General features: G+C 64.8%; 24 protein-coding genes. 15 read left to right on the top strand and 9 right to left on the bottom strand.

From position 1 onward, the window contains the following. The first annotated feature begins 111 nt into the window (after positions 1-111). Complete coding sequence (locus tag AncyloWKF20_RS18230) at positions 112-582, top strand: tripartite tricarboxylate transporter TctB family protein (RefSeq protein ID WP_279315373.1); 471 nt, start codon at positions 112-114, stop codon at positions 580-582. Between the two features lie 8 nt (positions 583-590). After that, the gene (locus tag AncyloWKF20_RS18225) at positions 591-2,099 is read left to right on the top strand and encodes a tripartite tricarboxylate transporter permease (protein ID WP_279315372.1); all 1,509 of its coding nucleotides are present in this window, start codon (positions 591-593) and stop codon (positions 2,097-2,099) included. A 55-nt stretch (positions 2,100-2,154) separates the two neighbouring features. On the opposite strand, the gene AncyloWKF20_RS18220 is transcribed toward AncyloWKF20_RS18225, so the two are convergent. After that, the gene (locus tag AncyloWKF20_RS18220) at positions 2,155-3,006 is read right to left on the bottom strand and encodes a LuxR C-terminal-related transcriptional regulator (RefSeq protein WP_279315371.1); all 852 of its coding nucleotides are present in this window, start codon (positions 3,004-3,006) and stop codon (positions 2,155-2,157) included. Positions 3,007-3,152: 146 nt separating this feature from the next. Here AncyloWKF20_RS18220 and AncyloWKF20_RS18215 point away from each other — a divergent pair, with 146 nt between their 5' ends. Together AncyloWKF20_RS18215 and AncyloWKF20_RS18210 are read left to right on the top strand one after the other, a co-directional pair. Further along, on the top strand, positions 3,153-4,661 hold the full coding sequence (locus AncyloWKF20_RS18215; RefSeq protein ID WP_279315370.1) for an amino acid permease: 1,509 nt from the start codon (positions 3,153-3,155) through the stop codon (positions 4,659-4,661). 94 nt (positions 4,662-4,755) lie between these two features. Then, entirely contained in the window at positions 4,756-5,523 is a 768-nt protein-coding gene (locus AncyloWKF20_RS18210; protein ID WP_279315369.1) for an SDR family NAD(P)-dependent oxidoreductase, read from the top strand. A gap of 406 nt (positions 5,524-5,929) precedes the next feature. On the opposite strand, the gene AncyloWKF20_RS18205 is transcribed toward AncyloWKF20_RS18210, so the two are convergent. After that, a complete protein-coding gene (locus AncyloWKF20_RS18205) occupies positions 5,930-7,045 on the bottom strand; it encodes a Fic family protein (protein WP_279315368.1) in 1,116 nt (371 codons plus the stop codon). Positions 7,046-7,385: 340 nt separating this feature from the next. Here AncyloWKF20_RS18205 and trbB point away from each other — a divergent pair, with 340 nt between their 5' ends. The 11 genes from trbB to AncyloWKF20_RS18150 are packed head-to-tail and all read left to right on the top strand — an operon-like array spanning position 7,386 to position 16,820. Then, positions 7,386-8,354: a P-type conjugative transfer ATPase TrbB gene (trbB, locus tag AncyloWKF20_RS18200; RefSeq protein WP_279315367.1), complete on the top strand. Its 969-nt coding sequence runs from the start codon at positions 7,386-7,388 to the stop codon at positions 8,352-8,354. Positions 8,355-8,380: 26 nt separating this feature from the next. Then, on the top strand, positions 8,381-8,683 hold the full coding sequence (locus AncyloWKF20_RS18195; RefSeq protein WP_279318022.1) for a TrbC/VirB2 family protein: 303 nt from the start codon (positions 8,381-8,383) through the stop codon (positions 8,681-8,683). Then, complete coding sequence (locus tag AncyloWKF20_RS18190; protein WP_279315366.1) at positions 8,683-8,952, top strand: VirB3 family type IV secretion system protein; 270 nt, start codon at positions 8,683-8,685, stop codon at positions 8,950-8,952. The genes AncyloWKF20_RS18195 and AncyloWKF20_RS18190 overlap by 1 nt, the downstream gene beginning before the upstream one ends. A gap of 13 nt (positions 8,953-8,965) precedes the next feature. Further along, a complete protein-coding gene (gene trbE, locus AncyloWKF20_RS18185; protein WP_279315365.1) occupies positions 8,966-11,419 on the top strand; it encodes a conjugal transfer protein TrbE in 2,454 nt (817 codons plus the stop codon). Further along, complete coding sequence (trbJ, locus tag AncyloWKF20_RS18180) at positions 11,416-12,189, top strand: P-type conjugative transfer protein TrbJ (RefSeq protein ID WP_279315364.1); 774 nt, start codon at positions 11,416-11,418, stop codon at positions 12,187-12,189. Before trbE ends, trbJ begins: the two co-directional genes overlap by 4 nt. An 11-nt stretch (positions 12,190-12,200) precedes the next feature. After that, entirely contained in the window at positions 12,201-12,470 is a 270-nt protein-coding gene (gene trbK-alt / locus AncyloWKF20_RS18175) for a putative entry exclusion protein TrbK-alt (protein ID WP_279315363.1), read from the top strand. Between the two features lies 1 nt (position 12,471). Then, positions 12,472-13,701, top strand: coding sequence for a P-type conjugative transfer protein TrbL (trbL, locus tag AncyloWKF20_RS18170; RefSeq protein WP_279315362.1), 1,230 nt, complete (start codon positions 12,472-12,474; stop codon positions 13,699-13,701). Continuing rightward, entirely contained in the window at positions 13,698-14,387 is a 690-nt protein-coding gene (trbF, locus tag AncyloWKF20_RS18165) for a conjugal transfer protein TrbF (protein ID WP_279315361.1), read from the top strand. The genes trbL and trbF overlap by 4 nt, the downstream gene beginning before the upstream one ends. Further along, the gene (gene trbG, locus AncyloWKF20_RS18160; protein WP_279315360.1) at positions 14,384-15,367 is read left to right on the top strand and encodes a P-type conjugative transfer protein TrbG; all 984 of its coding nucleotides are present in this window, start codon (positions 14,384-14,386) and stop codon (positions 15,365-15,367) included. Before trbF ends, trbG begins: the two co-directional genes overlap by 4 nt. Further along, positions 15,364-16,545: a TrbI/VirB10 family protein gene (locus AncyloWKF20_RS18155; RefSeq protein ID WP_279315359.1), complete on the top strand. Its 1,182-nt coding sequence runs from the start codon at positions 15,364-15,366 to the stop codon at positions 16,543-16,545. Before trbG ends, AncyloWKF20_RS18155 begins: the two co-directional genes overlap by 4 nt. 2 nt (positions 16,546-16,547) lie before the next feature. After that, entirely contained in the window at positions 16,548-16,820 is a 273-nt protein-coding gene (locus AncyloWKF20_RS18150; protein WP_279315358.1) for a DUF2274 domain-containing protein, read from the top strand. Here AncyloWKF20_RS18150 and AncyloWKF20_RS18145 read toward each other — a convergent pair. The 7 genes from AncyloWKF20_RS18145 to AncyloWKF20_RS18115 form a co-directional block, all read right to left on the bottom strand. Then, complete coding sequence (locus AncyloWKF20_RS18145; protein ID WP_279315357.1) at positions 16,780-17,697, bottom strand: LysR substrate-binding domain-containing protein; 918 nt, start codon at positions 17,695-17,697, stop codon at positions 16,780-16,782. The genes AncyloWKF20_RS18150 and AncyloWKF20_RS18145 overlap by 41 nt on opposite strands. A 271-nt stretch (positions 17,698-17,968) precedes the next feature. Continuing rightward, positions 17,969-18,928 carry a hydroxymethylglutaryl-CoA lyase gene (locus tag AncyloWKF20_RS18140; RefSeq protein ID WP_279315356.1) on the bottom strand — a complete coding sequence of 320 codons (960 nt, stop codon included), beginning with the start codon at positions 18,926-18,928 and terminating at the stop codon, positions 17,969-17,971. After that, a complete protein-coding gene (locus AncyloWKF20_RS18135) occupies positions 18,925-20,169 on the bottom strand; it encodes a CaiB/BaiF CoA-transferase family protein (RefSeq protein ID WP_279315355.1) in 1,245 nt (414 codons plus the stop codon). Before AncyloWKF20_RS18135 ends, AncyloWKF20_RS18140 begins: the two co-directional genes overlap by 4 nt. Positions 20,170-20,461: 292 nt before the next feature. Then, positions 20,462-20,845 (bottom strand): VOC family protein, encoded by a 384-nt coding sequence (locus tag AncyloWKF20_RS18130; RefSeq protein ID WP_279318021.1) that lies wholly within the window; start codon positions 20,843-20,845, stop codon positions 20,462-20,464. 51 nt (positions 20,846-20,896) lie between these two features. Further along, positions 20,897-22,402 (bottom strand): tripartite tricarboxylate transporter permease, encoded by a 1,506-nt coding sequence (locus AncyloWKF20_RS18125; protein WP_279315354.1) that lies wholly within the window; start codon positions 22,400-22,402, stop codon positions 20,897-20,899. Positions 22,403-22,411: 9 nt separating this feature from the next. Next, positions 22,412-22,861, bottom strand: a complete 450-nt coding sequence (locus AncyloWKF20_RS18120) for a tripartite tricarboxylate transporter TctB family protein (protein ID WP_279315353.1) — start codon at positions 22,859-22,861, stop codon at positions 22,412-22,414. A 94-nt stretch (positions 22,862-22,955) separates the two neighbouring features. Next, positions 22,956-23,936, bottom strand: coding sequence for a tripartite tricarboxylate transporter substrate binding protein (locus AncyloWKF20_RS18115; protein ID WP_279315352.1), 981 nt, complete (start codon positions 23,934-23,936; stop codon positions 22,956-22,958). Positions 23,937-24,050 lie beyond the last annotated feature (114 nt).

Below are 24,050 nucleotides of genomic sequence, written 5' to 3'. Positions count from 1 at the left end.
CGCTCCTCCGCCTGCCCGGCATTCGGCTCCTGGGCGGCCTGCCACTCGCCATGCCTCCATGGCGGCAAAGTCCGCAAGCTGCCCGAAACGCGCCCAGCCGAGAGGCACTCCATGTCGACGACTGACAAGCAACGATCGCGCAACGACCTCTATGTCGGGGCGATATTCATCACCCTGGCCCTCTTCTTTGGCAGCGAGGCGCGGCATTACGACCTCGGCGCCGGCGGTCAGGTGGGTCCGGGGCTTTTCCCGGTGGTGCTATCGGTGCTGCTGTTTGCCCTCGGGGCCGCCATCGGGCTCCAGTACTGGAGCTCACATGCCGAGCACCACGCTAGGGCGGTACCGTGGCGGGCGATCGTCCTTGTCTGCCTGTCGCTGTTCCTGTTCGGCTATGCCAGCGATGATCTCGGCCTCGTGCCTGTCGTCTTCCTCTGCACCGCACTGACCGCCCTCTCGTCCACACAGAACTCGCTCGCCGCTGCTCTCGCCATCGCCGCCGTCATGAGCCTCCTGTGTTTCGCGGTGTTCAAGCTGGGCCTTGGCATCAACCTGCCGAGCTTCGGCCCGGTCTTCGGACGGTGAGGTGAGTGATGGAACTTCTGTCGAATCTGGCGCTGGGCTTTGAGACCGCGTTCTCGCCGGTCAACATCATCTGGTGTTTCGTCGGCGTGCTGCTGGGAACACTGGTGGGCGTGCTGCCGGGCATCGGCCCGACGGCCACCATCGCCATGCTGCTGCCCATCACCTTCACCTTCTCGCCGGTGACGGCGCTCATCATGCTCTCGGGCATCTATTACGGCGCGCAGTATGGTGGCTCCACCACCGCCATTTTGATCAACCTGCCGGGCGAGAGTTCGTCCGCCGTGACCGCGGTTGATGGCTACCAGATGGCGCGGCGGGGACGGGCAGGGCAGGCGCTGGCCACGGCGGCGCTGGGCTCGTTCTTCGCCGGCAGTGTCGCCACTCTTCTGCTCGCCATGGCGGCGCCGCCGCTGGCCAGCGTGGCGATCCGCTTCGGGTCGCCGGAATATTTCGCGCTGATCGTCCTCGGACTGCTGGTCTCGATCTCGCTAGCGCATGGCTCCGTGCTGAAGGCGCTGGGCATGATCGTCCTCGGTCTGGTGCTCGCGACCGTCGGGCAGGACGCCTACACGGGCACGCCGCGCTTCACGCTGGGCCAGCTTGAGCTCTATGGCGGCATCAACTTCGTCTCGATCGCCGTCGGCGTGTTCGGCGTGGCGGAGATCTTCCGCAACCTGGAGGACGAGCGCGGTCGCGAAGTGGGGATCAAGCACGTCACCCATCTGTGGCTCAGCCGGAAGGAGTTTGGCCAGATCGCGGCACCCGTCCTGCGCGGCACCGTCCTCGGCTCCATCCTCGGCATCCTGCCGGGCGGCGGGCATGTACTCGCCTCCTTCGCCAGCTACGCGGTGGAGAAGAACACGTCGAAGCACCCCGAGCAGTTCGGTCATGGCGCCATTGAGGGCGTGGCGGGCCCGGAGAGCGCCAATAACGCCGCCGCCCAGACCTCCTTCATTCCGCTGCTGACGCTGGGCATTCCCGCCCATCCGGTGATGGCGCTGATCCTGGGCGCCTTCATCCTGCAGGGCATCGTGCCCGGCCCCAAGGTGATCTCCTCCCAGCCGGAACTCTTCTGGGGCATCGTCGCCTCGATGTGGATCGGCAACGTCATGCTGGTGGTGCTCAACCTGCCGCTGATCGGGGTGTGGGTGAAGCTGCTATCCGTGCCTTACCGCGCCCTGTTTCCCGCCATCGTCACCTTCGCCGCCATCGGCTGCTACTCGATCAACAGCAACCCGTTCGACGTCTACGCTGTGATCGTCTTCGGCGTGCTCGGCTACGCCCTTATCCGATGCGGCTGCGAGCCCGCTCCGCTGTTGCTCGGCTTCGTCCTTGGCGGCCTGCTGGAGGAGCACCTGCGCCGCGCGCTTATCATCGCTCACGGCGATCCGTCAGTCTTCGTCCAGAACCCGATCTCCGCCGTGCTCCTCGGCATAGGCGTGGTTATCCTGGCGGTGGCGGCTCTGCCCAGCATTCGCGGCAAGCGCGACAAGGTCTTCGCCGAGGACGAGGCGTAGACGACGCAAACCGGCTCGCGGCACCCTGACGAAACGGCGCGTCGATAGAAGCCGCCTACCGCTTCGACGATCCGGCACCTTCCTTCAGAATGTGCTTCAGGAACAGATTGAACAGTTCGGTCTGGCTGGAAATGCCGAGCTTGGCATAGAGGTTCTTGCGGTGGATCTTCACCGTGCCCTCGGCAATGTCGAGGAGGTTGCCGATCGACAGGCTTGAATGGCCGCGCAGCACCAGACTGACGATGGTCTGCTCGCGCGGTGTGAGGCGGGTCGGCAGAAAGGTGCGGAAGGCGAGTTCCATCGCTTCCTCCGTGGCGGGAGGCGGGCTCGCGGCCGAGCGCTCCTCGGCCTCACCCACCTGCCGCCAGTGGCTCGCCATCATTGCCGTGACCAACGGGGCGGTGGTTATGAGGCGGCCGAAGGCCTCGTCCGAGAACGGCCCGCTGGCGTTCTGCCGCATCAGCGAATAGGCGAGATAGACCCGGCTGCCGACGGGCACGAGGAAGACCACTTCCTCCGCCAGAGCCCCGCTCTCCATCGATATGCAGGGATGCACGTCGGGCGAGTTGTAATATTCCCCCTCGAAGAAATCGTCGGGCGCCAGGTCTGCCAAGCGATAGACACCCGTCGGCACCCGGCGCAGGCAGGACGTGTAGACCGCGTCGAGCAGGTAGGTGCCGTCCATATAGTTCTGCATCACCGGCGCCGAGGAAATACCCTTCAGTCCGTCATGCAGCAGGCGCGGTCGGTCCTGGCCGGGATAGGCGAAGACGCAATCGAGATCGAACGGCGCGAGCGAGCCCAGCGCTACCGCCAGACCCGGCGCGAAATCGGGCGTACCGATGCGCGCCACCAGCTCCGGCGCCATGGCGTTCCAGGTGTCGGGGGAGGAAGCCAGGGCCGTCATTTGCCTTGCATGGATGGAGCGGCCGGACGCGCCGAGGGTGCGCGACCTACCTCTTTGGGGATATGGGCGACGTCCGGAACTGCCGGGAAGATAAGCGTGCCAATAAATCGGGCTGCAAGGCAAGCCCTTCCATCCGGGGAACACACATGACAACGGACGCGGTGAGCGCTGCCCCATCGGCCGGCGGGGTGACCTACCAGCCGGTCGGCGACGGCTATTTCGAGAAGCGCCAACTCAAGCGCCATGCAGGGCTCTTCACCCTGTGGATGATGGGCGTCGGCGCGGTGATCGCGGGCGAATATTCCGGCTGGAACATCGGCCTCGCGCAGGGCGGCTTCGGCGGCATGCTGATCGCCACCGCCATCATCGGTTTCCTCTATATCTGCCTGTGCTCCTCCATCGGCGAGATGAGCGCGGCCCTGCCGCACACGGGAGGCGCCTACTCCTTCGCGCGCACCGCGCTCGGGCCCTGGGGCGGCTTCACCACCGGCCTCGCCGAGAACATCGAGTTCGTCCTCGCGCCCGCCGCCAATATGTTCTTCATGAGCGCCTATCTCAGTGCCATCTTCGGCACGCCGGACAGCTGGCTGCCACTGTGGTGGGTGCTGGGCTATGCCGCCATGCTGGGCCTGTCCATCCGTGGGCTGGAACTCTCCATGCGCGTGGTGGTGTGGGTGACGGTCGCGGCCATGCTGGTGCTGGCCTTCTTCTTCCTCGTCGCCATTCCTCATGTGGATGTCGCGCGCAACGCGCTCAACATCGCGCCGGACGGGGCGCTCATCGAGGGCGGCAACGGCCCGTGGCTACCCTTCGGTTTCACCGGGGTCATGCTATCCCTGCCTTTCGCCGTCTACATGTTCCTGGCGGTCGAACAGCTGCCGCTCACGGCCGAGGAGGCGAAGAACCCCACGCGCGACATGCCGCGCGCGCTGATCCTCTCCATTGTCACGCTCATCCTGCTGGCGCTCGGCGTGCTGTTCTTCGGCGCCGCCACCCTGCCGGGGGCCCATGCGCTCGGCAGCTCCGGCGAGCCGCTGCTCGACGGCTTCCGCCACATCTTCGGCGATGGCTGGGCCAAGCTGTTCGCTGCCATCGCGGTGCTGGGTCTGGCAGCGAGCTTCTTCGCGGGCTCCTTCGCCTCGGGCCGCAACGTCTACTCGCTATCGCGCGCCGGCTATCTGCCGACGGGCCTGTCGGTAACGAGCGCCCGCACCCAGACGCCGAACCTCGCGCTCGCGGCGGGTTCCGCCATGGCGCTGGGCATGCTGCTGCTGGTGTGGTTCCTCGGCGGCAAGGACAATGTCGCCTTCATGGGCGGCTTCCTGGTGAGCATGATCGTGTTCGCCGGCATGGTGTCCTACATCCTGCAGAGCTTTTCCTTCCTGCGCCTGCGCACGCTCTATCCCAGCATTGCCCGGCCTTTCGTGAGCCCGTTCGGCCGCTTCGGCGCATATGTGACGATCCTGATCTGTGTGGTTACCCTGGCCTATCAGTTCCTCGATCCGCTCTACCGCTGGGCGGCGGTCGCCGCGGCGGCCTGGTACCTGATCGGCCTCGCCTATTTCGCCTTCTACCGCCGCCACCGCCTTGTGCTCTCGCCCGAGGAGGAGTTCGCGGTCTCCGGCGGCACGCGCGGCCGCCCACTCGGCGAGTAGTGCGCGCCACAACCGCGGTACCCCGCGACACATCCTCCGGTGCGGCGCTGGCCGCCGCGCCGCTTTTTCAGCCGACATTCAATGGGAGCGTTTCATGGCTGGGAAACTGGCAGGCAAGGTCGCGATCATTTCCGGCGGGGCGACCGGCATGGGGGGCGCCGCCTCCCGGCTGTTCGCCGCGGAAGGCGCGAAGGTCTGCGTCATCGACCGCAATGTGGCGGCGGGCGAGGCGACGGTGGGCGATATCCTCGCCGCCGGAGGCACGGCGAGCTTCATCGCCGCGGATGTCTCGGACGAGACACAGGTGAAGGAGGCGGTCGCGACCGCCACCGAGCGTCACGGCGCCGTGACGGTGCTGTTCAACCATGCCGGTTCGATCGTCATCAAGCCGTTCCTTGAGACGACGCTGGAGGAGTGGGAGTGGTTGCACGCGGTGAATGTGCGGTCGATGTTCCTCATGACCCGCGCGGTGCTGCCGCAGATGATCGCGGCCGGCGGCGGGTCCATCGTCTGCACGTCCTCCATCTCGGCCGTGGCGGCAACGCCCATGGAGGTGCTGTACGACACCACCAAGGGCGCCTGCCACCAGTTCGCCCGCGCCATCGCGGTTGAGTTCCGCGACCGGGGCATCCGCTGCAACGCGGTCTGTCCGGGCTTCATCCGCACGCCGCACGGCCTGCGCGAGGTGGAGGAGCTCTCCCGGCTCGGGGTGGATGTCTCCGAGGCCACGCTGGCGATGCAGCAGGGGCGCATCGGCGAGCCGGAAGAGGTGGCGCGCGCCGCGCTGTTCCTCGCCAGTGACGAGGCGAGCTTCGTCACTGGCACCCACCTCTTCGTCGACAATGGCTTTACCGCCGCCTGAGTCGCGGGGGCGGCGCGCCACAGGGCGGTGCCTGTCCGGTGCGCGCGCCGGCGGGCCTCCCCAGACTGTAGCTGCCTAGCCTCGTTGCGGCTCCTCCCGCCATTTACGCAGTTCCATGTTGAGGGAGTCCGAATCCCGTCTCAAGCAGCTCTGCGAAGCCTTCGAGACCGGCGTCGCCGCTCTGTCGGCGCGCCCGATCAGCGTCGGACGAATTGTCTGTTTCGGACGTTGTCTGCTTTTCTGGACTTCCTCTTGCGAACCCGCCAGTCAGTTTACGGCCCCAAACCGGCTATTCGCGATAGCCGCAGCGGCCTTCCGCTTATGGCGCATCCTGCAGGTTGAAGTGGATGCCCCCTGGGCGATCGAAAGGACAGAACGGTTGCGCCACTGACGTTGCCGCCCGTAACTATCCAGCCACACCCTGCAGGTTCAGGTAGTAGCGTGTGTAGCGGCGCTCGCCGGTGCGCGTCAGGGCGCCTTTCTCGACCAGATCGTGCAGGTCGCGCGTGGCGGTGGGGCGTGAGGTGCCTGTGATCGCGAGGTAGTTTTCCGCGCTCAGGCCGCCCGTGAAGCCACCGGGGCCCTCGCGGAACAGGCGGGCGATCACCTTCTCCTGCCGTTCGTTCATCTTGTCGCGGAAGCGATCGTAGAAATGCGCCTTGGCGATGAGGAAGGCGACGCGGCCGAGCGTGGTCTTCTGGGCCGCGATGATCGTTTCGGCGAAATAGAGCAGCCAAGCAGTGACATCGAGCGTCCGCTGGTGAATTTCGAGCTGGTCATAATAGGCCTTGCGATGCTGCTCGATGGTATGGGCGAGTGCGATCAGGGTCGGCTGCCCGATGTTCTGGGCAAGCGATTTTTCAGCGAGGGTTCGGCCGATGCGGCCATTGCCGTCCTCGAAGGGATGGATGCTCTCGAAATAGAGATGCCCGATCCCGGCCCGGGTAAGTGCCGGCAAGGGCGTCTCACCGCCCGGGGCCGAGCCATTGAACCACGTTAGATAGGCAGCCATCTCTTCCGGAACCCGGGAGGATGGCGGCGCCTCGAAATGCACGATAGGCCGATCCTGGCGGCCGGACACGATCTGCATCGCCTCTTCATGGCGACGGTAGCCGCCGATCGTTTCCAGATGCCGGCTATCCGCCATCAGCATGCGGTGCCAGCGGAATAGCGTATCGGCGTCGAGGGGATCGGCCCAGCTCCGATAGAGATCGACCATCATCTCCGCGATGCCCCGTTCCTTCGGCCTCACGTTGCGATTGTCGGTGTCGAGGCCGAGCTGACGGCGCAGGGAGGATTGCACGCTGAGGCGATCCAGGGTCTCCCCTTCGATCGCGCTGGTCTTGACCGCCTCATCGCTGAGGAGTTCGATCCGCAGCAGGTCCCGCTCGCCCTCGCTGACATGCCGGACCGCACCGATCACCTCGCCGGTGAGCAGCAGAAACCGCCGCTCCAGCGGTTCGAGGGCGACCGGATCATAAGCAAAATACGGCCAGCTGTGCTGCGTCCAGTTCCACACCATGAGCGATAGAAGCCCTCTCTATAGCTCATATAATAGCGAATATGTGATTGATAGATAGTCATCCTATCGCTCACGGCAGAGCCACGCTATCACTCCCCCCGACTGATCGAGCGGCTATATTCTCATTGTCTGTGCGGGCACAGGGAGCCTTGTTTCAAGCCGTGAAGCGGAGGCTCCCTGTGCCGCTTCCGATCACCGCATAGCACCTCCGCCCTTCGCCTGTCATTGCACGCCACGCTGCGACGCGGATGGAAACCTGTTGAACCGGCCCAATATCGGGCTCTTTTAATCATCCCCACCCGGGGTGAGATCGTCAGAACCCCGGCACGTCGGGGTTCGCATGGCGGCATCACATCATCATCAGGGTTTTGCCCGCGGCGCGCGGATGCTGCGCACGGCGCTGGGTCCGGCGATCGCCCGGCATCTGGAAGACCCGTCCGTTGTCGAAGTGATGCTGAACCCGGACGGGCGGCTGTGGATCGACCGGCTCTCGGAGGGACTGTCAGACACGGGTGGACGGCTCTCGCCCGCTGACGGCGAGCGCATTGTTCGGCTCGTCGCGCACCATGTCGGCGCCGAGGTTCACGCTGGCACCCCGCGCGTTTCAGCCGAACTACCCGAGACGGGAGAACGGTTCGAGGGATTGTTGCCGCCGGTCGTGGCGGCCCCGACGTTCTCCATCCGCAAACCCGCCGTCGCGGTCTTCACGCTCGAAGACTATGTCCGCGCTGGGATCATGTCCGCAGGACAGGCCGACGCGCTGCGCCAGGGTGTCGCCTCTCGCGCCAATATCCTCGTCGCGGGCGGCACCTCGACGGGCAAGACCACGCTGACCAATGCGCTGCTCGCCGAAGTCGCCAAGACAGACGATCGCGTCGTCCTCATCGAGGATACGCGCGAGCTGCAATGCGACGCGCCGAACCTCGTGGCGCTACGGACCAAGGATGGTGTTGCTTTGCTCGGAGACCTTGTGCGATCGGCGCTGCGGCTGCGTCCGGACCGCATCGCCATTGGCGAGGTGCGCGGCGCCGAGGCGCTCGACCTCCTGAAAGCCTGGGGCACCGGCCATCCCGGCGGCATTGGCACCCTCCATGCCGGCAGTGCCATGGGCGCCCTGCGGCGGATGGAGCAGCTCATTCAGGAAGCCGTCGTCACCGTCCCGCGGGCGCTGATCGCCGAGACCATCAATGTCGTGGCCGTCCTTGCGGGCCGTGGATCGGCCCGGCGGCTCATTGAGCTCGCCTCGGTCGATGGCCTGGGCCCCGATGGCGATTACCGCGTCACCCCGATCCTCAACGGAGATCCCTGATGATGCGATCGCGTCGTCTTCACCACATGACCGGCCTAATCACTTTGGCCACCAGCCTCAACCTCAGCGTGGCGGTCCGTGCGCAGGCGGCCGGTTCCTCCATGCCGTGGGAGGCGCCGCTCGAATCCATCCTTCAGTCGATCGAGGGGCCGGTCGCCAAGATCGTCGCCGTCATCGTCATCATCTCGACCGGCCTCGCGCTGGCCTTTGGCGACACGTCGGGTGGCTTCCGTCGGCTGATCCAGATCGTGTTCGGCCTTTCGATCGCCTTCGCCGCCTCGAGCTTCTTCCTGTCCTTTTTCTCCTTCGGCGGTGGGGCGCTGGTGTGATGGCGGAGCCGATTGAGGTCCCCGGCTTCAGCGTGCCGCTCCATCGGGCGCTGACCGAGCCGATCCTGCTCGGTGGCGCGCCGCGTGCCATCGCCATCGTCAATGGCACGCTTGCCGGGGCCGTGGGTCTCGGCCTGCGTCTCTGGCTGGTCGGTCTCGCCATCGGGATGATCGGCCATGTCGCGGCGATGTGGGCGGCGAAGCGCGATCCGCTTTTCGTCGAGGTGGTGCGCCGGCATCTCCGCATCCCCGCGCACCTCTCCGTCTGAGCGGGGTGCCGAGATGATGAACCTTTCCGAGTATCGCCGCCAAAACCGGCGCCTTGCCGATTTCCTGCCCTGGGCGGCGCTGGTCGCGTCCGGCATCGTGTTGAACAAGGACGGCTCGTTCCAGCGCACGGCGCGTTTTCGGGGGCCGGACCTCGACAGCGCCGTGCCCGCCGAACTCGTCGCGGTCGCCGGGAGGCTGAACAACGCCTTCCGCCGTCTCGGCTCGGGATGGGCGATCTTTGTGGAGGCGCAGCGCCATGCCGCCGCGACCTATCCGGCGAGCACCTTCCCCGATGCCGCCTCCGCTCTGGTCGATGCCGAGCGGCGTGCTGATTTCGAGCAGGCGGGCAGCCATTTCGAGTCGAGCTACTTCCTGACCTTCACCTTCCTCCCGCCGGCCGAGGATGCCGCGCGCACCGAAGGCTGGCTTTATGAAGGGCGGGACAAGGCGGGGCTTGATCCCCATGAGACGTTGCGTGGCTTTGCCGACCGAACCGATCGGCTCCTCAACCTTATCGACGCCTTCATGCCGGAATGCCGCTGGCTCGATGACGGCGAGACGCTGACCTACCTGCATGGTTGTGTCTCGACACAGCGGCACCGTGTCCGCGTTCCAGAGACACCAATCTATCTCGACGCCCTTCTCGCCGATCAGCCGCTCACCGGCGGGCTGGAACCGCGCCTTGGCGACCAGCATCTGCGTGTCCTGACCATCACCGGCTTTCCGACGGCGACGACGCCGGGTCTTCTGGATGACCTCAACCGGCTGGCCTTTCCCTATCGCTGGTCCACCCGGGCGATCCTGCTCGACAAGACGGATGCGGTCCGACTGCTCACCAGGATCCGCCGCCAGTGGTTCGCCAAGCGCAAATCCATTGCCGCCATCCTGAAGGAGGTGATGACCAACGAGGCCTCCGTCCTCGTGGACTCGGATGCCGCCAACAAGGCTGAAGATGCCGACCTCGCGCTTCAAGAGCTCGGCGCGGACCACGCCGGCGTCGCCTATGTCACCGCGACGGTGACGGTGTGGGACGCCGATCCCCGCATCGCCGACGAGAAGCTGCGGCGGATCGAGAAGGTCATCCAAGGCCGCGACTTCACGGTGATGACCGAGACCATCAACGCCGTGGACGCCTGGCTCGGATCTTTGCCGGGCCACGTGTACGCCAATGTCCGCCAGCCGCCGATCTCGACGCTCAATCTCGCCCACATGATCCCGCTGTCAGCGGTGTGGGCCGGCGAGAGCCGCGATGCGCATTTCGATGCACCGCCGCTGCTGTTCGGCAAGACCGAGGGCTCGACCCCGTTCCGGTTCTGCCTCCATGTGGGCGATGTCGGCCATACCCTCGTTGTCGGACCGACCGGGGCGGGCAAGTCCGTGCTACTGGCGCTGATGGCCTTGCAGTTCCGGCGCTACGCCGGTGCCCTGGTGTTCGCCTTTGATTTCGGCGGCTCGATCCGGGCCGCGGCGCTGGCTTGTGGAGCGGACTGGCACGATCTCGGCGGCGGGGTTAGCGAGGGGAGCGCGGAGACTGTCGCGCTCCAGCCGCTGGCGCGCATTGATGAGGCTGCCGAGCGCGCCTGGGCCGCCGACTGGCTGAACGCGATCCTCACCCGCGAAGGTGTTTCCATCACGCCGCAGGTGAAGGAGCATATCTGGACGGCGTTGACCTCGCTCGCCTCGGCGCCGGTCGACGAGCGCACGCTGACAGGGCTCTGCGTCCTCCTGCCGTCCAACGATCTCAAACAGGCTCTGCGTCCCTACTGCCTGGGTGGCGCCTGGGGGCGGCTGCTGGATGCGGAGAGCGAGCATCTGGGCGCGGCCACGGTCCAAGCCTTCGAGACCGAGGGGCTGATCGGCACGGAGGCCGCGCCGGCGGTGCTGGCTTATCTGTTCCACCGGATCGAGGATCGGCTCGATGGATCGCCAACCCTCATCATCATCGATGAAGGCTGGCTGGCGCTGGACGATGAGGCCTTCGCCGGTCAGCTGCGCGAATGGCTGAAGACGCTGCGCAAGAAGAACGCCAGCGTGATCTTCGCCACGCAGTCGCTGTCCGACATTGATGGCAGCGCCATTGCCCCGGCGATTATCGAGAGCTGCCCGACACGTCTTCTGCTGCCCAATGAACGGGCCATCGAGCCACAGATCACCGCCATCTATCGCCGCTTCGGCCTGAACGACCGCCAGATCGAGATCCTCGCGCGGGCGACCCCCAAGCGCGACTATTACTGCCAGTCGCGGCGGGGCAACCGTCTGTTCGAGCTGGGTCTCTCCGACGTTGCGCTGGCGCTATGCGCGGCGTCCTCCAAGACCGACCAACAGGCCATCAGCAAGATCGTCGCGGATCAGGGTCGCGACGGCTTCCTGGACGCCTGGCTGCGTCATCGCGGCCTCGGCTGGGCCGCCGACCTCCTTCCCAACCTCACCATCGTCACGTACAGCACCGAGGAGGCCCGTCAATGAGGGCACGGCCTGCGCAAACCTGCCGAGCGGCGTATGTCGCCCTGCTACTTGCGGCGCCCATCGTCGCGCCGCCCCTCATCACGCCGCTCCTCATAACGCCGGCTGTGGCCTTGGACATCGTCCATGACCCCTGGAACTACACGCAGAACATATTGGCGGCGGCGCGCGCCCTGGAGCAGATCAACCATCAGATCACCTCGCTGCAGAACGAAGCGCAGATGCTGATCAACCAGGCGCGCAATCTCGCCAGCCTGCCGCATTCCTCGCTGCAGCAGATCCTGCAATCGGTCCAGCGTACCCAGCAGCTGCTGGGACAGGCGCAGAGCCTCGCTTTCGATGTTGGCCAGATCGATCAGGTCTTCCAGCAGCGCTATGGCACTATCCCGCTCTCGGCCTCCGATGCCGAACTCGTCGCCGGGGCGCGCGTGCGCTGGCAGACCACGGTTGGGGGGCTGCAGGATGCACTGCGCGTGCAGGCCGGCGTCGTTGGCAATGTCGACGCCAACAAGGCCGAGATGGCGACCCTTCTCAGTCAGAGCCAGGGCGCCACGGGCGCGCTTCAGGCCACGCAGGCTGGCAACCAGTTGCTCGCCTTGCAGTCGCAACAGCTCTCCGACCTGATCGCGGTGATGTCCGCCAATGGGCGCGCCGCGGCGCTGTCCGAGGCGGAACGCGCGACCGCCGCCGAGCAGGGCCGCGAGCAGCGCCGGCGCTTCCTCACGCCGGGCGCCGGCTATCAGGCCGGCAATGCCCGCATGTTCAGCAACTGAGGGAGGCCGACATGGACGCAGTCCTGCTGGCCCGGCTCGGGGCGGTAATCTTCGTGGCCATCGCCGGCACGGTGGCGGTCGTGGAGATGAGCCGGGAGGAGAAGACGCCGGAGCCTTCGCCCCTTCGGACGGTCGAGGCGACGCGCGATCCTTTGCGCGATGAGCAGCGGCGGTGTCAGCAATTGGGAGAGGTCGCCGCACAGGACACCGCGTGCCTGAAGGTCTGGGCGCAGACGCGAGACCGGTTCCTCGGGCGTCCCGTGTCGAACGAAGGCCGCTAAGATGGGCGGCACCGGCGTCATCGACAACTTCCTCGGGGTCTTCACCTCCTATATCGACAGCGGCTTCGGCCTGCTCGGCGGCGAGGTCGCCTTCATCGCCACCACGCTCATCGTCATCGACGTGACGCTGGCGGCGCTGTTCTGGTCGTGGGGCGCGGATGACGACGTCATCGCCCGGCTCATCAAGAAGACGCTGTTCGTTGGCGTCTTCGCCTACATCATCGGCAACTGGAACACCCTCGCCCGCATCGTCTTCGAGAGCTTTGCCGGGCTCGGGCTCAAGGGCTCAGGAACGGCATTTTCCGTCAGCGATCTGATGCGTCCGGGCAAGGTGGCGCAGACCGGGCTGGATGCCGGCCGTCCCTTGCTCGAGTCGATCTCGGACCTGATGGGCTGGGTCGCCTTCTTCGAGAACTTCATCCAGATCGCCTGCCTGCTTTTTGCCTGGGCGCTGGTGCTGCTCTCCTTCTTCATCCTTGCCGTCCAGCTCTTCGTCACCCTGATCGAGTTCAAGCTGACGACGCTCGCCGGCTTCGTGCTGATCCCCTTCGGCCTGTTCGGCAAGACCGCCTTCATGGCCGAACGGGTGCTGGGGAATGTCGTATCCTCCGGCATCAAGGTCATGGTGCTCGCTGTCATTATCGGCATCGGCTCCACCCTGTTCGGTCAGTTCACCGCGGGATTTGGTGGACAGACGCCGACCATCGACGATGCGATGGCCATCGTGCTGGCCGCGCTGTCCCTGCTCGGCCTCGGCATTTTCGGTCCCGGCATTGCCGCCGGCCTTGTTTCCGGTGGTCCGCAGCTGAGCGCGGGGGCCGCTGTCGGCACGGGCCTCGCCGCAGGTGGTGCCATACTGGCCGCTGGCGGTGCCGCCAGCCTCGCCGCCCGAGGCGGCGGGGCCGCGCTCTCGGCGACGGCGGCTGCGGCGCGCGGAGGCGCGACGGCCTATAGCATCGGTGCGGCCGGCCAGTCCGGCATAGCGGGTGTCGCCTCAGGTATCGGTGGCGTCGCGCGGGCCGCAGGCTCCGCCGCCGTGTCACCGCTCGCGAACGCCGTCAGCGGCACGGCCTCGGCTTCCTCGGCCGGCGAGGTCCCCGATTGGGCCAAGCGCATGAAGCGCGGCCAGTCCCTTCGCCATGGCGTCTCCGCCGCCGCCCATGCTGTGCGCTCCGGCGACAGCCCTGCCGGCGGCTCTTCCGTCTCCCTCAGTGAGAGCGACCGCTCATGAGCCTCTTCAAGCGACCCGCCACCCATTACGGCACCTCGCCCGAGCCGGTCACACCCTATCAGAAGGCAGCCCAGGTCTGGGACGAGCGCATCGGTTCGGCCCGGGTGCAGGCCAAGAACTGGCGGCTAATGGCCTTTGGTAGCTTGTTCCTCTCAGTCGGCTTTGCATCCGTGCTGATCTGGCAATCGACGAGGGGCAGCGTTGTGCCTTGGGTGGTCGAGGTCGATCGTCTCGGCCAGACGCAGGCCGTTGGACCCGCCACCGGCGATTATCGCCCAACCGATCCGCAGATCGCCTGGCATCTCGCCCGCTTCATCGAGCAGGTGCGCAGCCTGCCGGCGGATCCTGTGATCGTCAGGCAGAACTGGCTTCAGGCCTATGAGTTCACCACTGATCGCGGAGCCGCCGCGCTCAACGATTATGCCCGGGCCAATGATCCCTTCACGCGGGTCGGCAAGCAGCAGATCGCCGTCGAGGTCTCCAGCGTGATCCGCGCCTCGCCGGATTCCTTCCGTCTCGCCTGGGTCGAGCGGCGCTATGAGGACGGCCAGCTCGCCGCCACCGAGCGCTGGAGCGCGATCCTGACCCTGGTGATTCAGCCGCCGCGCGATGCCGAGCGGCTGCGCACCAATCCCCTCGGCATCTATGTGAACGCCATCAGCTGGTCGCGGGAGATGAGCCCGTGAAAACGTCCTTCCGTAAACCCGCATCTCCGGCTTTCCGCCAATCCGCCTTTGCGATTCTCCTGCTGTCGGCCACCGCGCTGGGCGGCTGCGCCTCGGCACCGAAGCCGCCCCAGATCAGCTATGACAGTGACGTGCCGGCGCTGCCGACGGTGCCGACAGTGGTTGCGGATGACCGGCCGCGCCCGCTCCACACGCCGCCCGCCTGGACGCCGGCCAAGGGCGGCACGGACGCCAAAACGCCCATCGCCCGTGTGGAGAACGCCAATGCGGCGGCCCGCGTCGAGCCGCGCCGCGAGGGCTATTACAACGCCATCCAGATCTATCCCTGGAGCGAGGGTGCACTCTATCAGGTCTATGCCGCGCCCGGGCAGATCACCAATATCGCGCTGGAGCCGGGCGAGAGCCTGACCGGCGCCGGCCCCATAGCGGCGGGCGACACCGCCCGCTGGATCATCGGGGACACCGAGAGCGGCGAAGGTGCAAGCCGGCGCGTGCATGTGCTGGTGAAGCCGACGCGGGCGGACATCTCCACCAATCTCGTCATCACCACCGACCGGCGCAGCTACATGATCGAGCTGCGCGCCGGCGAGACGCCCTATATGCCGGCCGTCGCCTGGGCCTATCCGCAGGGTCCGGGAGCGCAGCGCGCCAGTGTTCCGCCGACGCCTGTAATCCCCAGTTTCACGGCTCGCAACTACCGCTACGCGCTCTCTGGAGACACGCCACCCTGGCGGCCGATGGCCGTCTATGACGATGGGCGTAAGGTCTATGTCGAGTTCCCGCGTGGCATAGTGCAGGGCGAGATGCCGCCGATCTTCGTCATTGGCGCGGATGGTGAAGCCCAGATCGTCAATAGCCGCATCCACCAGAATATCCTGATTGTCGACCGGCTATTCGGTGCGGCAGAGCTCCGCCTCGGCGGCGGTGAGCGTCCGCAGAAGGTGCGGGTCGAGCGGACGGACGGGAGGCCAGCATCATGAGCAGCCCCGACAATCATGACCTCGCGGCGGACCTCGGCGCTCCGACCACCGATCACGCCGCGGCGATGCGGCTGCGTCCCGAACCGCCGCGCGTCACGCGTCTCTCGCGCAAGGTCCTCGCTGGCGCCGGGCTGGTTGTCAGCCTCGGCATAGGCGGCGCCCTGATCTATGCGCTGCAGGGTCGCGACAAGGGCACTAGCGGCGAGGAGCTCTACTCCACCCAGAACCGCTCCACGGCCGATGGCCTTGCCGGCCTGCCGCGGGACTACACCGGGCCGATCCTGGGTCCGCCGCTGCCGGGCGATCTCGGCCGGCCGATCCTTGAGGCGCAGAGCCGCGGCCAGCCCGTCGTGCCGCCGACACTGACGGCGCCACAGGTCGATCCCGAGCAGCAGCGGCGTCTTGCCGAACAGGAAGCCGCGCGGACCAGCCGCGTCTTTTTCCAGGCGGTGCAGGCACGCGCGCCGGCGTCGTCAGTGGCGAGTGCTTCCGACTTCAGCGGCCTTGGCACCGTCGGGCCGGGCGGCACGTCCTCACCCCAGGATCGCCAGCTTGACTTCCTCAATGCCACTGTGGATCGGCGCGTCGTCGCGACCGATCGCGTCATGGCACCGGCATCGCCTTATGTGCTGCAGGCGGGTGCCGTCATCCCCGCCGCGCTGATCACCGGCATACGTTCCGACCTTCCGGGCCCGATTACCGCGCAGGTAACCGAGAACGTCTATGACAGTCCCACCGGCCGCATCCTGCTCATCCCCCAGGGTACGCGGCTGCTGGGCCAATATGACAATGGCGTCGGCTTCGGCCAACGCCGCATCCTGCTGGTCTGGAACCGGCTGATCTTCCCCAATGGCCGCTCCATCGTACTCGAGCGCCAGCCAGGCACGGATGCGCAGGGCTATGCCGGCCTTGAGGATGGCGTCGACATGCACGGGTGGGATCTCGCTAAGGCGGTCGGTCTCTCGACGCTGCTCTCCGTCAGCGCCGAGCTCGCTATGGATGATGAGGACGAAGTGATCGAGGCGCTGCAGAGCGGGGCGCAGGACACCATCAACGATGTCGGCCAGGAGATCATCCGTCGGCAGTTAAACGTCGCGCCGACCCTGACGATCCGACCGGGATTTCCGGTGCGGGTCATGGTCACCCGTGACCTCGTCCTCGAAGCCTACAGGTACTGACCATGGCGAAGCTCAAACTCGGACCCATCACGAACGACAAGCCGCTGAGGGTGGCTCTGTCACTACCCGGCGCACTGCACCGCGATCTTGTTGCCTATGCCGAGGTGCTCGCGCGGGAAACCGGCGAGCCGGCCCCGGATCCCGTGAAGCTTATCGTGCCCATGCTGGAGCGTTTCATCGCCACCGATCGCGAATTCGCCAAGGCGCGGCGCCAGGCTGCCGACGCTACGAGCATCAGCGCGTCGCAGCCCGGTCCTGTGCCATCTTCCGTGTGAGGCTGAGCAAAGTGCGCACCGCCGGATTGTCGTTGCGAGGCGAGTAGATCATTGAAAACGGGATCACCTCGCGAGCGAGAGGCCGAAATACCACCTCAGGCAGACCGATGACCGTTTCCGACTCAAGCACCGGCACGATTCCACGCCCCGTGGCGACGAGACCGAGAAGGCTATAGCGCGCGACCTGCTGCGTGCTGATGCGCGGCGAAATGTCGAGTTCCCGAAACTTCCGCTCAAGAAAACCGCGCACCTCATTGCCGGAGCCTTCGGTGCGGACAAGAAAGGTCTCATCCACGAGATCGCGCCAGGACAGCACATCCCTCTGGACCAAAGGATGAAGCCGCGGCAGCGCGAACAGTAGTGGTTCGCTCCACGCGGAAATCGCATCACAGTCCGGCCAGCTTTGCCGGCCCAGCACGAATGCGGCGTCGAGATCAAACCGCCGCATCGCGGCCGCGTGGCTTTCGGCCGACGCTTCGACAAAGTCGATGTGAACGCCCGAATAGCGGCTGTCATAGGTCTGGAACAGGTCGCGCAGAAAGCCGGACGACAGATTGGAGAACAGGCCAATTTTAAGATGGCCTTCCTCGGCCCGCCCGAGCGCGGCCGCCTCCACGGTTGCCTCACGGATTTGATCGAGCGCTTGGCGCGTGCGGTTCAGAAAGCGCTGCCCCGCCAGAGTGAGGTTCACCCCGCTTGAGTGCCGGATGAACAGCGAGACGCCGATCTCGTCTTCAAGATCGCGAACACTCCGGCTGATGGACGATTCCTTGACATCGAGTGCTACTCCGGCTCTTCGGAAGCTTCCGTGCTCGGCGGCCGCCACGAAATAGCGCAGGTGGCGCAATTCGATCGAAGGTGAAAACGGCGCAGCCATCCGGGCTCCGGCGCGTTGGACGAATCTTGGGCACTGAAGCCAAATGCTTCAGCTAAGTCGAACATCGAAGACGGCTGTTATCGCTACAGAAGAGATGCGCCACCAGTTAGCTTATGCCGAGTTTTCCGACGTCAAAAATGTCCACGAAACGGAGTTCGTCTGCAATGATCTAGCTATCTGGCCGACGTAACTAACTGCCCAGCGTTCCGGATTCGCGCTTAATCGGCCGCGGTCGCCGATATTGTATGCAGGAATAAGCTACTGAGAATAGCTAACCAGCAGAGCAGTCAACGATTTCGGTCGGGGACTTGTGGGCCGGCCCGAGCGCCCGGCCGCGGGGCACCCGGGTGAGATGTCCTCCCGACGACGGAGGGTCAAGGGACGCCACATATCCGGCCGCGTCGAGAAGGGCATTGAGATTGACGCCGGTCGCTATGCCCATGTTCTCGAACGCGAAGATGAGATCTTCGGTTGCCGTATTGCCGGAAGCGCCCGGCGCAAAGGGGCATCCGCCGAGACCTCCAGCCGCCGCGTCGAAGATGCGCACACCGGCCTGATATGCGTAGAGCGCATTCGCGACACCGAGACCGAATGTGTCGTGGCCATGGAAGGCAAGATCCTGCCCTGCCGCGCCAACGACGGGAACGAGCGCGGCGAACAGGGCCGCGACCTGCGCCGGATTGGCCCGACCCGTGGTGTCGCAAATGCCGTATTCAATCTGCGCCCGCAACGGAGAGATGGCGGCAACCAAAGCCGTGACGCGCTCACGTGCAATTGTGCCTTCAAAGGGACAATCGAAACAGGTCGCTAGGTTGACGCGAAGAAACCCGCCCTGAACCTCGTCGAGACGTTCAATCAACGCCCTGAGTTCACCCATCGATTCCGCGACTGACCGTGCTACATTGGAGCGGTTGTGGCTCTCGGAGACCGACAGCACAAAGACGATCTCCTTGAGACCCTGTTCAAGCGCCAGTTCCGCGCCCTTCGCGTTCGGAACGAGGACCGACGGGCGGAACGTGTCTTGGTCTCTCGTTGCAGCCCATACCTCGCGGATGTCCGCCATCTGCGGAATAGCCTTCGGGCTCACAAAAGCGCCGATCTCGATGCGGTCGAGACCCGACGCGGCCAAGCGCTTCACCGTCTCGATCTTGCTTTCCGTTGGGATAAATGTCCGAACGGGTTGGAACCCATCGCGCGGGGCGACCTCGCACAGCGTAACGCGATCCATCATACGACACCCTGCTGTTCGAGTTCGGCGATGCTTTCCGGCGACAAGCCAACTAGATGCTGGAGCACCTCACGGGTATGGGCGCCCAGGTCGGGGCCCGGCCAGCGTATCGCGGACCGGCGGTCGAAGCCGGATATGACAGGTACGACTCCGGGATGAAGCACTTGGCCGAAGTTGGGATCGTCGACTGGGGCGATCATGTCGCGGGCGCGGTACTGTGCATCGGAGCAGATGTCCTCCACCGTGTAGATCTTGGACGAGGGTATCTTGGCTGCCTCGAGCCTTAGCGCCAGGTCGGCGCTGTCGATCGTCCTCGTCCAGTCAGCGATCATGGCATCAAGCTGACGAACGTTCTGCACACGCTCGACGTTAGTTCGATAAGCCGGCGTATCCGCGAGCTCCGGCCTACCCATCAGGCCAGCGAGTTTGGCCCACAGCGGGTTGGAATTGGCAGCGATCAGCATCCATGCGCCATCCTTGGTCGGATAGGCGTTCGACGGCGCGTTGGTCGGCAGCGTGGAGCCGGTCGGCTGGCGAATTTTACCCAGCAGCCCGTATTCCGGCACGCAGCCTTCAAGAAGGCTCAAGACCGACTCCGTCAGCGACACGTCGACGGTGCGAAATACGGGGCTCTCGCTGTTGTCCTGTTCGTGGACCGCCGCCAGCGCCGCCATCGCCGCATAGACGCCCGCAAGACTATCGCCGAGGCTCACGCCCGTGCGGACCGGCGGCAATTCATGCGTGCCAGGCGGCTGATCGGTGAGGTGACGAAGGCCACCGATAGCCTCGCCGATCACTCCAAAACAGGGATTCTGAGCGATGGGGCCGGTCTGGCCGTAGCCGGAGATACGCACCAACACGGCGGTGGGGTTGGCCTTGACCATCTCGTCCGGGCCAATGCCCCACCTTTCGATCTGGCCCGGCTTGAAGTTCTCGACGATGATCCGGGCGTGCTTAACGAGATCAAGCACCAGACCACGTCCCTCCGGCGTCTTTACATTGATGGTGACGCTCTTTTTGTTACGACCATGAACCGACCACCAGATTGACTTTCCTCCCTGCATCTCCCCCCAGGTGCGAACCGGATCGCCGCCGTCTGGCGTCTCAATCTTGATAACGGTTGCACCGAGATCGGCGAGCAGGCGCGCCGCGAACGGGCCAGCAATGTAGCAGCCGAGCTCAAGGACAGTCATTCCGGCAAGAGGCCCCGAGGCGGCGCCGCCGCCCTCTCTGCTTATGGTCATATCGTTAACCCTCTCCCGCTCCGCGCAAGCAATTACGCGCAACCGTCGACGTACGGTCGAACATTAATTTTATGATGTCTCTATTTCTATCTATTCGAAGATTACATACCAGCACGACACCAATGAAAGAATTATTGGACGGCATTTCTCGGCCACAGCAGATGGCTGTATTGGAATATTGCCCCACTCCCGCAACAGCATGAAGCCACGCTTCACGATAGCGGCCGTCGCGATGCACGACGTTAGCCAATCCAGTCAGCGCGTTGGCCTGTCACACTGACAGGCGACGAACTCACGCCAGATAGTTCGACACCTCGACAAGATTCTGATCGGGATCCCTGATGTAGATCGAGATGATTGGACCCGTCGCGCCGGTACGCGTCACTGGCCCCTCTTCGATTGCGATGCCGCTCCGGACCAGATGGGCAGCAATCTCCGCGACGGACGTCTCGGAAATGAGGCAAAAGTCGCCGGACCCTTGAGTAGGTTTGGCCGCCTTGGGCTCGAATTCCTTGCCGGCCTGATGAAGGTTGATCTTCTGTTGGCCGAACTGTAGTGCCTTGCGGCCTTGTCCGAATGTGACAACATCCATGCCGAGTGCCATTGAATAGAAGGCGCAGGAGGCGTCGATATCTGCGACAGTCAGCACGAAATGGTCGATGCGGCTCAGTTTCACAGCCATCTCTGTGGTCCAATCTGTTTGGCCGGTGCGGCAGGACCGGGCTTGTTAATCTTCGTCGACGAAGGCCTCGTCGCGCCTCTTACGGATTGCCGGCAGCAGCGCGAGAACGATCAATCCCACCGATGCGAGAAGCATAATCAGGCTGAGCGGCCGAGTGAAAAAGACCGTCACGTCTCCCTGTCCGATGAGGAGGGACTGGCGCAGCTTCTCCTCCATCATATCGCCCAATATGAACGCGATGACGAACGGCGTCCGCTCGAACTGGAGCTTGACCATGGCGTAGCCGAGAAGCCCGAATACACCGACCATCAGAACGTCAAAGGTGGAGTTTCTTAGCGAATACACACCGATAAAGCAGATCAGTATGATCGACGGGAAAAGCATGCGGAACGGCACCCGCAACAACTGCACCCAGATGCCGATCAGCGGCAGATTGATAACGAGCAGGAGCAGGTTGCCGATCCACATGCTGGCGATGAGACCCCAGAACAGATCGGGCCGCGCTGTCATCACCTGGGGACCGGGGGTGATCCCTTGTATCATCATCGCCCCGATCATCACCGCCATGACGGCGTTGGGCGGAAGCCCCAGTGTGAGCATGGGGATGAACGCGGTCTGCGCGGCGGCATTATTGGCAGCCTCCGGCCCGGCGACACCTTCGACGGCCCCCTGGCCAAACTCCCGCTTCTGCTTGGAGAACGATTTCTCTGTGGCGTAGGAAACGAAGGGCGCCAGGACCGCTCCGTTGCCGGGAAGTATCCCGAGGATCGATCCTATGACAGAGCCTCGCAGGGCTGCCGGAGTCCCCCGACGGAAATCATCGTGCGAGGGCCACAGATTGCTGAGCTTGCCCGCGAGCACGGTGCGCTTTTCCGGGGTGGCCACATTGGCAAGAATCTCCGCGATGCCATAGAGCCCCACCGCGACGACGGCAAACTCGACACCGTCATAAAGATCTATCAAGCCGAAGGTCATCCGCTCGGCCCCAGTCTCGATATCGGTTCCGACAGCGCCAAGCAGCAGGCCAAGGAACACCATGGCACCGGCTTTCATGAGGCTGCCGGCGGCGACTACGATCGCCATGGTGAAGCCGAACACCATGAGGGAAAAATATTCCGGCGGCCCGAAGGAAAGGGCGGCCCGCGCGAGCAAGGGCCCGAACAGACTGATGACGAGGGTCGCGAGCGTTCCCGCCGCAAAAGACGCCAGCGCCGCGGTGGCGAGTGCGGCACCTGCCCGTCCGCGCCGCGCCATCTGGTAGCCATCGACCGCCGTCATGACTGACGTGCCTTCGCCGGGCATGTTCACCAGGATCGCAGTGGTGGAACCACCATACTGCGCGCCGTAGTAGATGCCCGCCAGCATGATCAGGGAGCCGGTGGAATCTAGCTGGAAGGTCAGCGGCAGCAGGATGGCGATCGTCGCCGTCGTGCCCAGTCCGGGCAGCACCCCGACCAGAGTGCCCAACAGCACGCCGATGAGGCAAAAGCCGAGATTGTTCAGAGAAAGGGCGACAGAGAAACCGACGCCGAGATTGTGAAGGAGATCCATGACGGTCCCTCAGAACATCGGCCAGATCGGCGCGGAGATGCCGAGCAGCTTCACGAAGATAAGAACGCAAAGTCCCGACAGGATGAAGGGGAACGTCACCAGTTCCCACGCCTTGCAGTCCGTCGCGGCGAGACCGGCGATGAAGGTGGCTGCGGCGCCGGTGGCGAACAGTCCGAAGGTTTCGAGACCGAAGGCGAAGACCAGGACGGCCACGCCTATCGCGGCCATGCCCCGCAGGGCCAGCGGCCCTTGGGCCTCATCTGCAGCATCAACAAAGGCGCGGTAGCAGAACCAAATGCCGAATAGTGCAAGGACGGCCGCGCTGAGTTTGGGCAGGCCGCCAGAACCGAGACTTGTGCCGCGCAGCAGCGGCAGCGACCCCATTTGCAGCCAGAATACTACCGCGATGGCTACGAGGCCAAGTCCGCCGACCAAGTTCTTGGTGTTTCGCAGGTGCATGCTGAGCTCCCGACATGGCATGTGACGCCAGCTCGCCTCATCGGCGAGCGTCGATGCAGACCTCCACTTCAGGAAGGCATCTTCACGGAAGCATCTATTCGAGCGTGATATTGGCCTTGCGGATCACCTCGCCCCAGACCTTCAGCTCCTGCTGCGTGAATTCCCCAAGCTCGTCCGCCCCCAAAAAGACAGCATAGGCGCCCTGCTTGGCGGCCTGCGCCTTGAAGTCCTCGCTTTCGACCAAGGTTTTGATCTGTGCTGACAGGTCGTCGACGATCGCCTTTGGCGTACCGGCGGGTGCATACATCGCGAACCAGGCCGTGAGCTCAAGACCGGGGACACCGGCTTCGGCCGTGGTCGGAACGTTCGGCAGCAGCGGATGCCGTTCCGGGGCCGCTATGGCGAGCCCCTTCACGGCGCCGGAGCTGATGTGCCCGACCGCCGAGGGGGGCGTGGTGATGAAGAGGTTCACCGAGCCCGCCAACAGATCCGTCAGCGCCGGGCCTGCCCCCTTATAGGGCACGTGGATCATCTTGATGCCCGTCAGCTGCGCGAGCTGCTCGCCACCGATATGCTGGATCGAACCAGGCCCCGACGAGGCGTAAGTAACGGAGCCGTTCTTTGATTTGGCGTAAGCGACGAATTCCTGCAGTGTATTGACGGGCAGATCCTTGCTTACCAAGATAACGTGCGGAGCTTTCAGTACCAGCGCGACCGGCACAAAGCTCTTGATGGGATCCCAGGCAAGGCTCTTGAAGAGCGCCGGATTGTTAACCTGATATCCTGAATAGGTCAGAAGGAGCGTGTAGCCATCAGGCCGCGCGCGCGATGCCTCGGTGATACCTATATTACCGCTGGCACCACCCTTGTTCTCCACAACGAACGACTTGCCGTAGTGCTTCGACAGCCCTTCGGCGACCAGCCGCGCGGCGATGTCGGTTGTGCCGCCGGGCGCAGACGGCACGATGATGGTGACAGGCTTGGTCGGATAGTTCTGCGCCAGGGCATCGCCCGCGCAGATACCCAGCGCCGCAATCATGGCGGCTGAAACGGCGGCGAGTAATGTGGTTTTCATCGTTTCCCCCAGGCTGATTTATGGTTGTTGTCGTGTCCATATTGGATGACTTGCCAGAGGGCGGAACTGTTGATTCAGTACCGTGGCCATCGTCAGCCGCGATGGCTGGCAGGA

This window comes from Ancylobacter sp. WKF20 (genome assembly GCF_029760895.1).
Lineage (GTDB): Bacteria > Pseudomonadota > Alphaproteobacteria > Rhizobiales > Xanthobacteraceae > Ancylobacter.
This window is presented reverse-complemented; position numbering and strand designations above follow the sequence as displayed.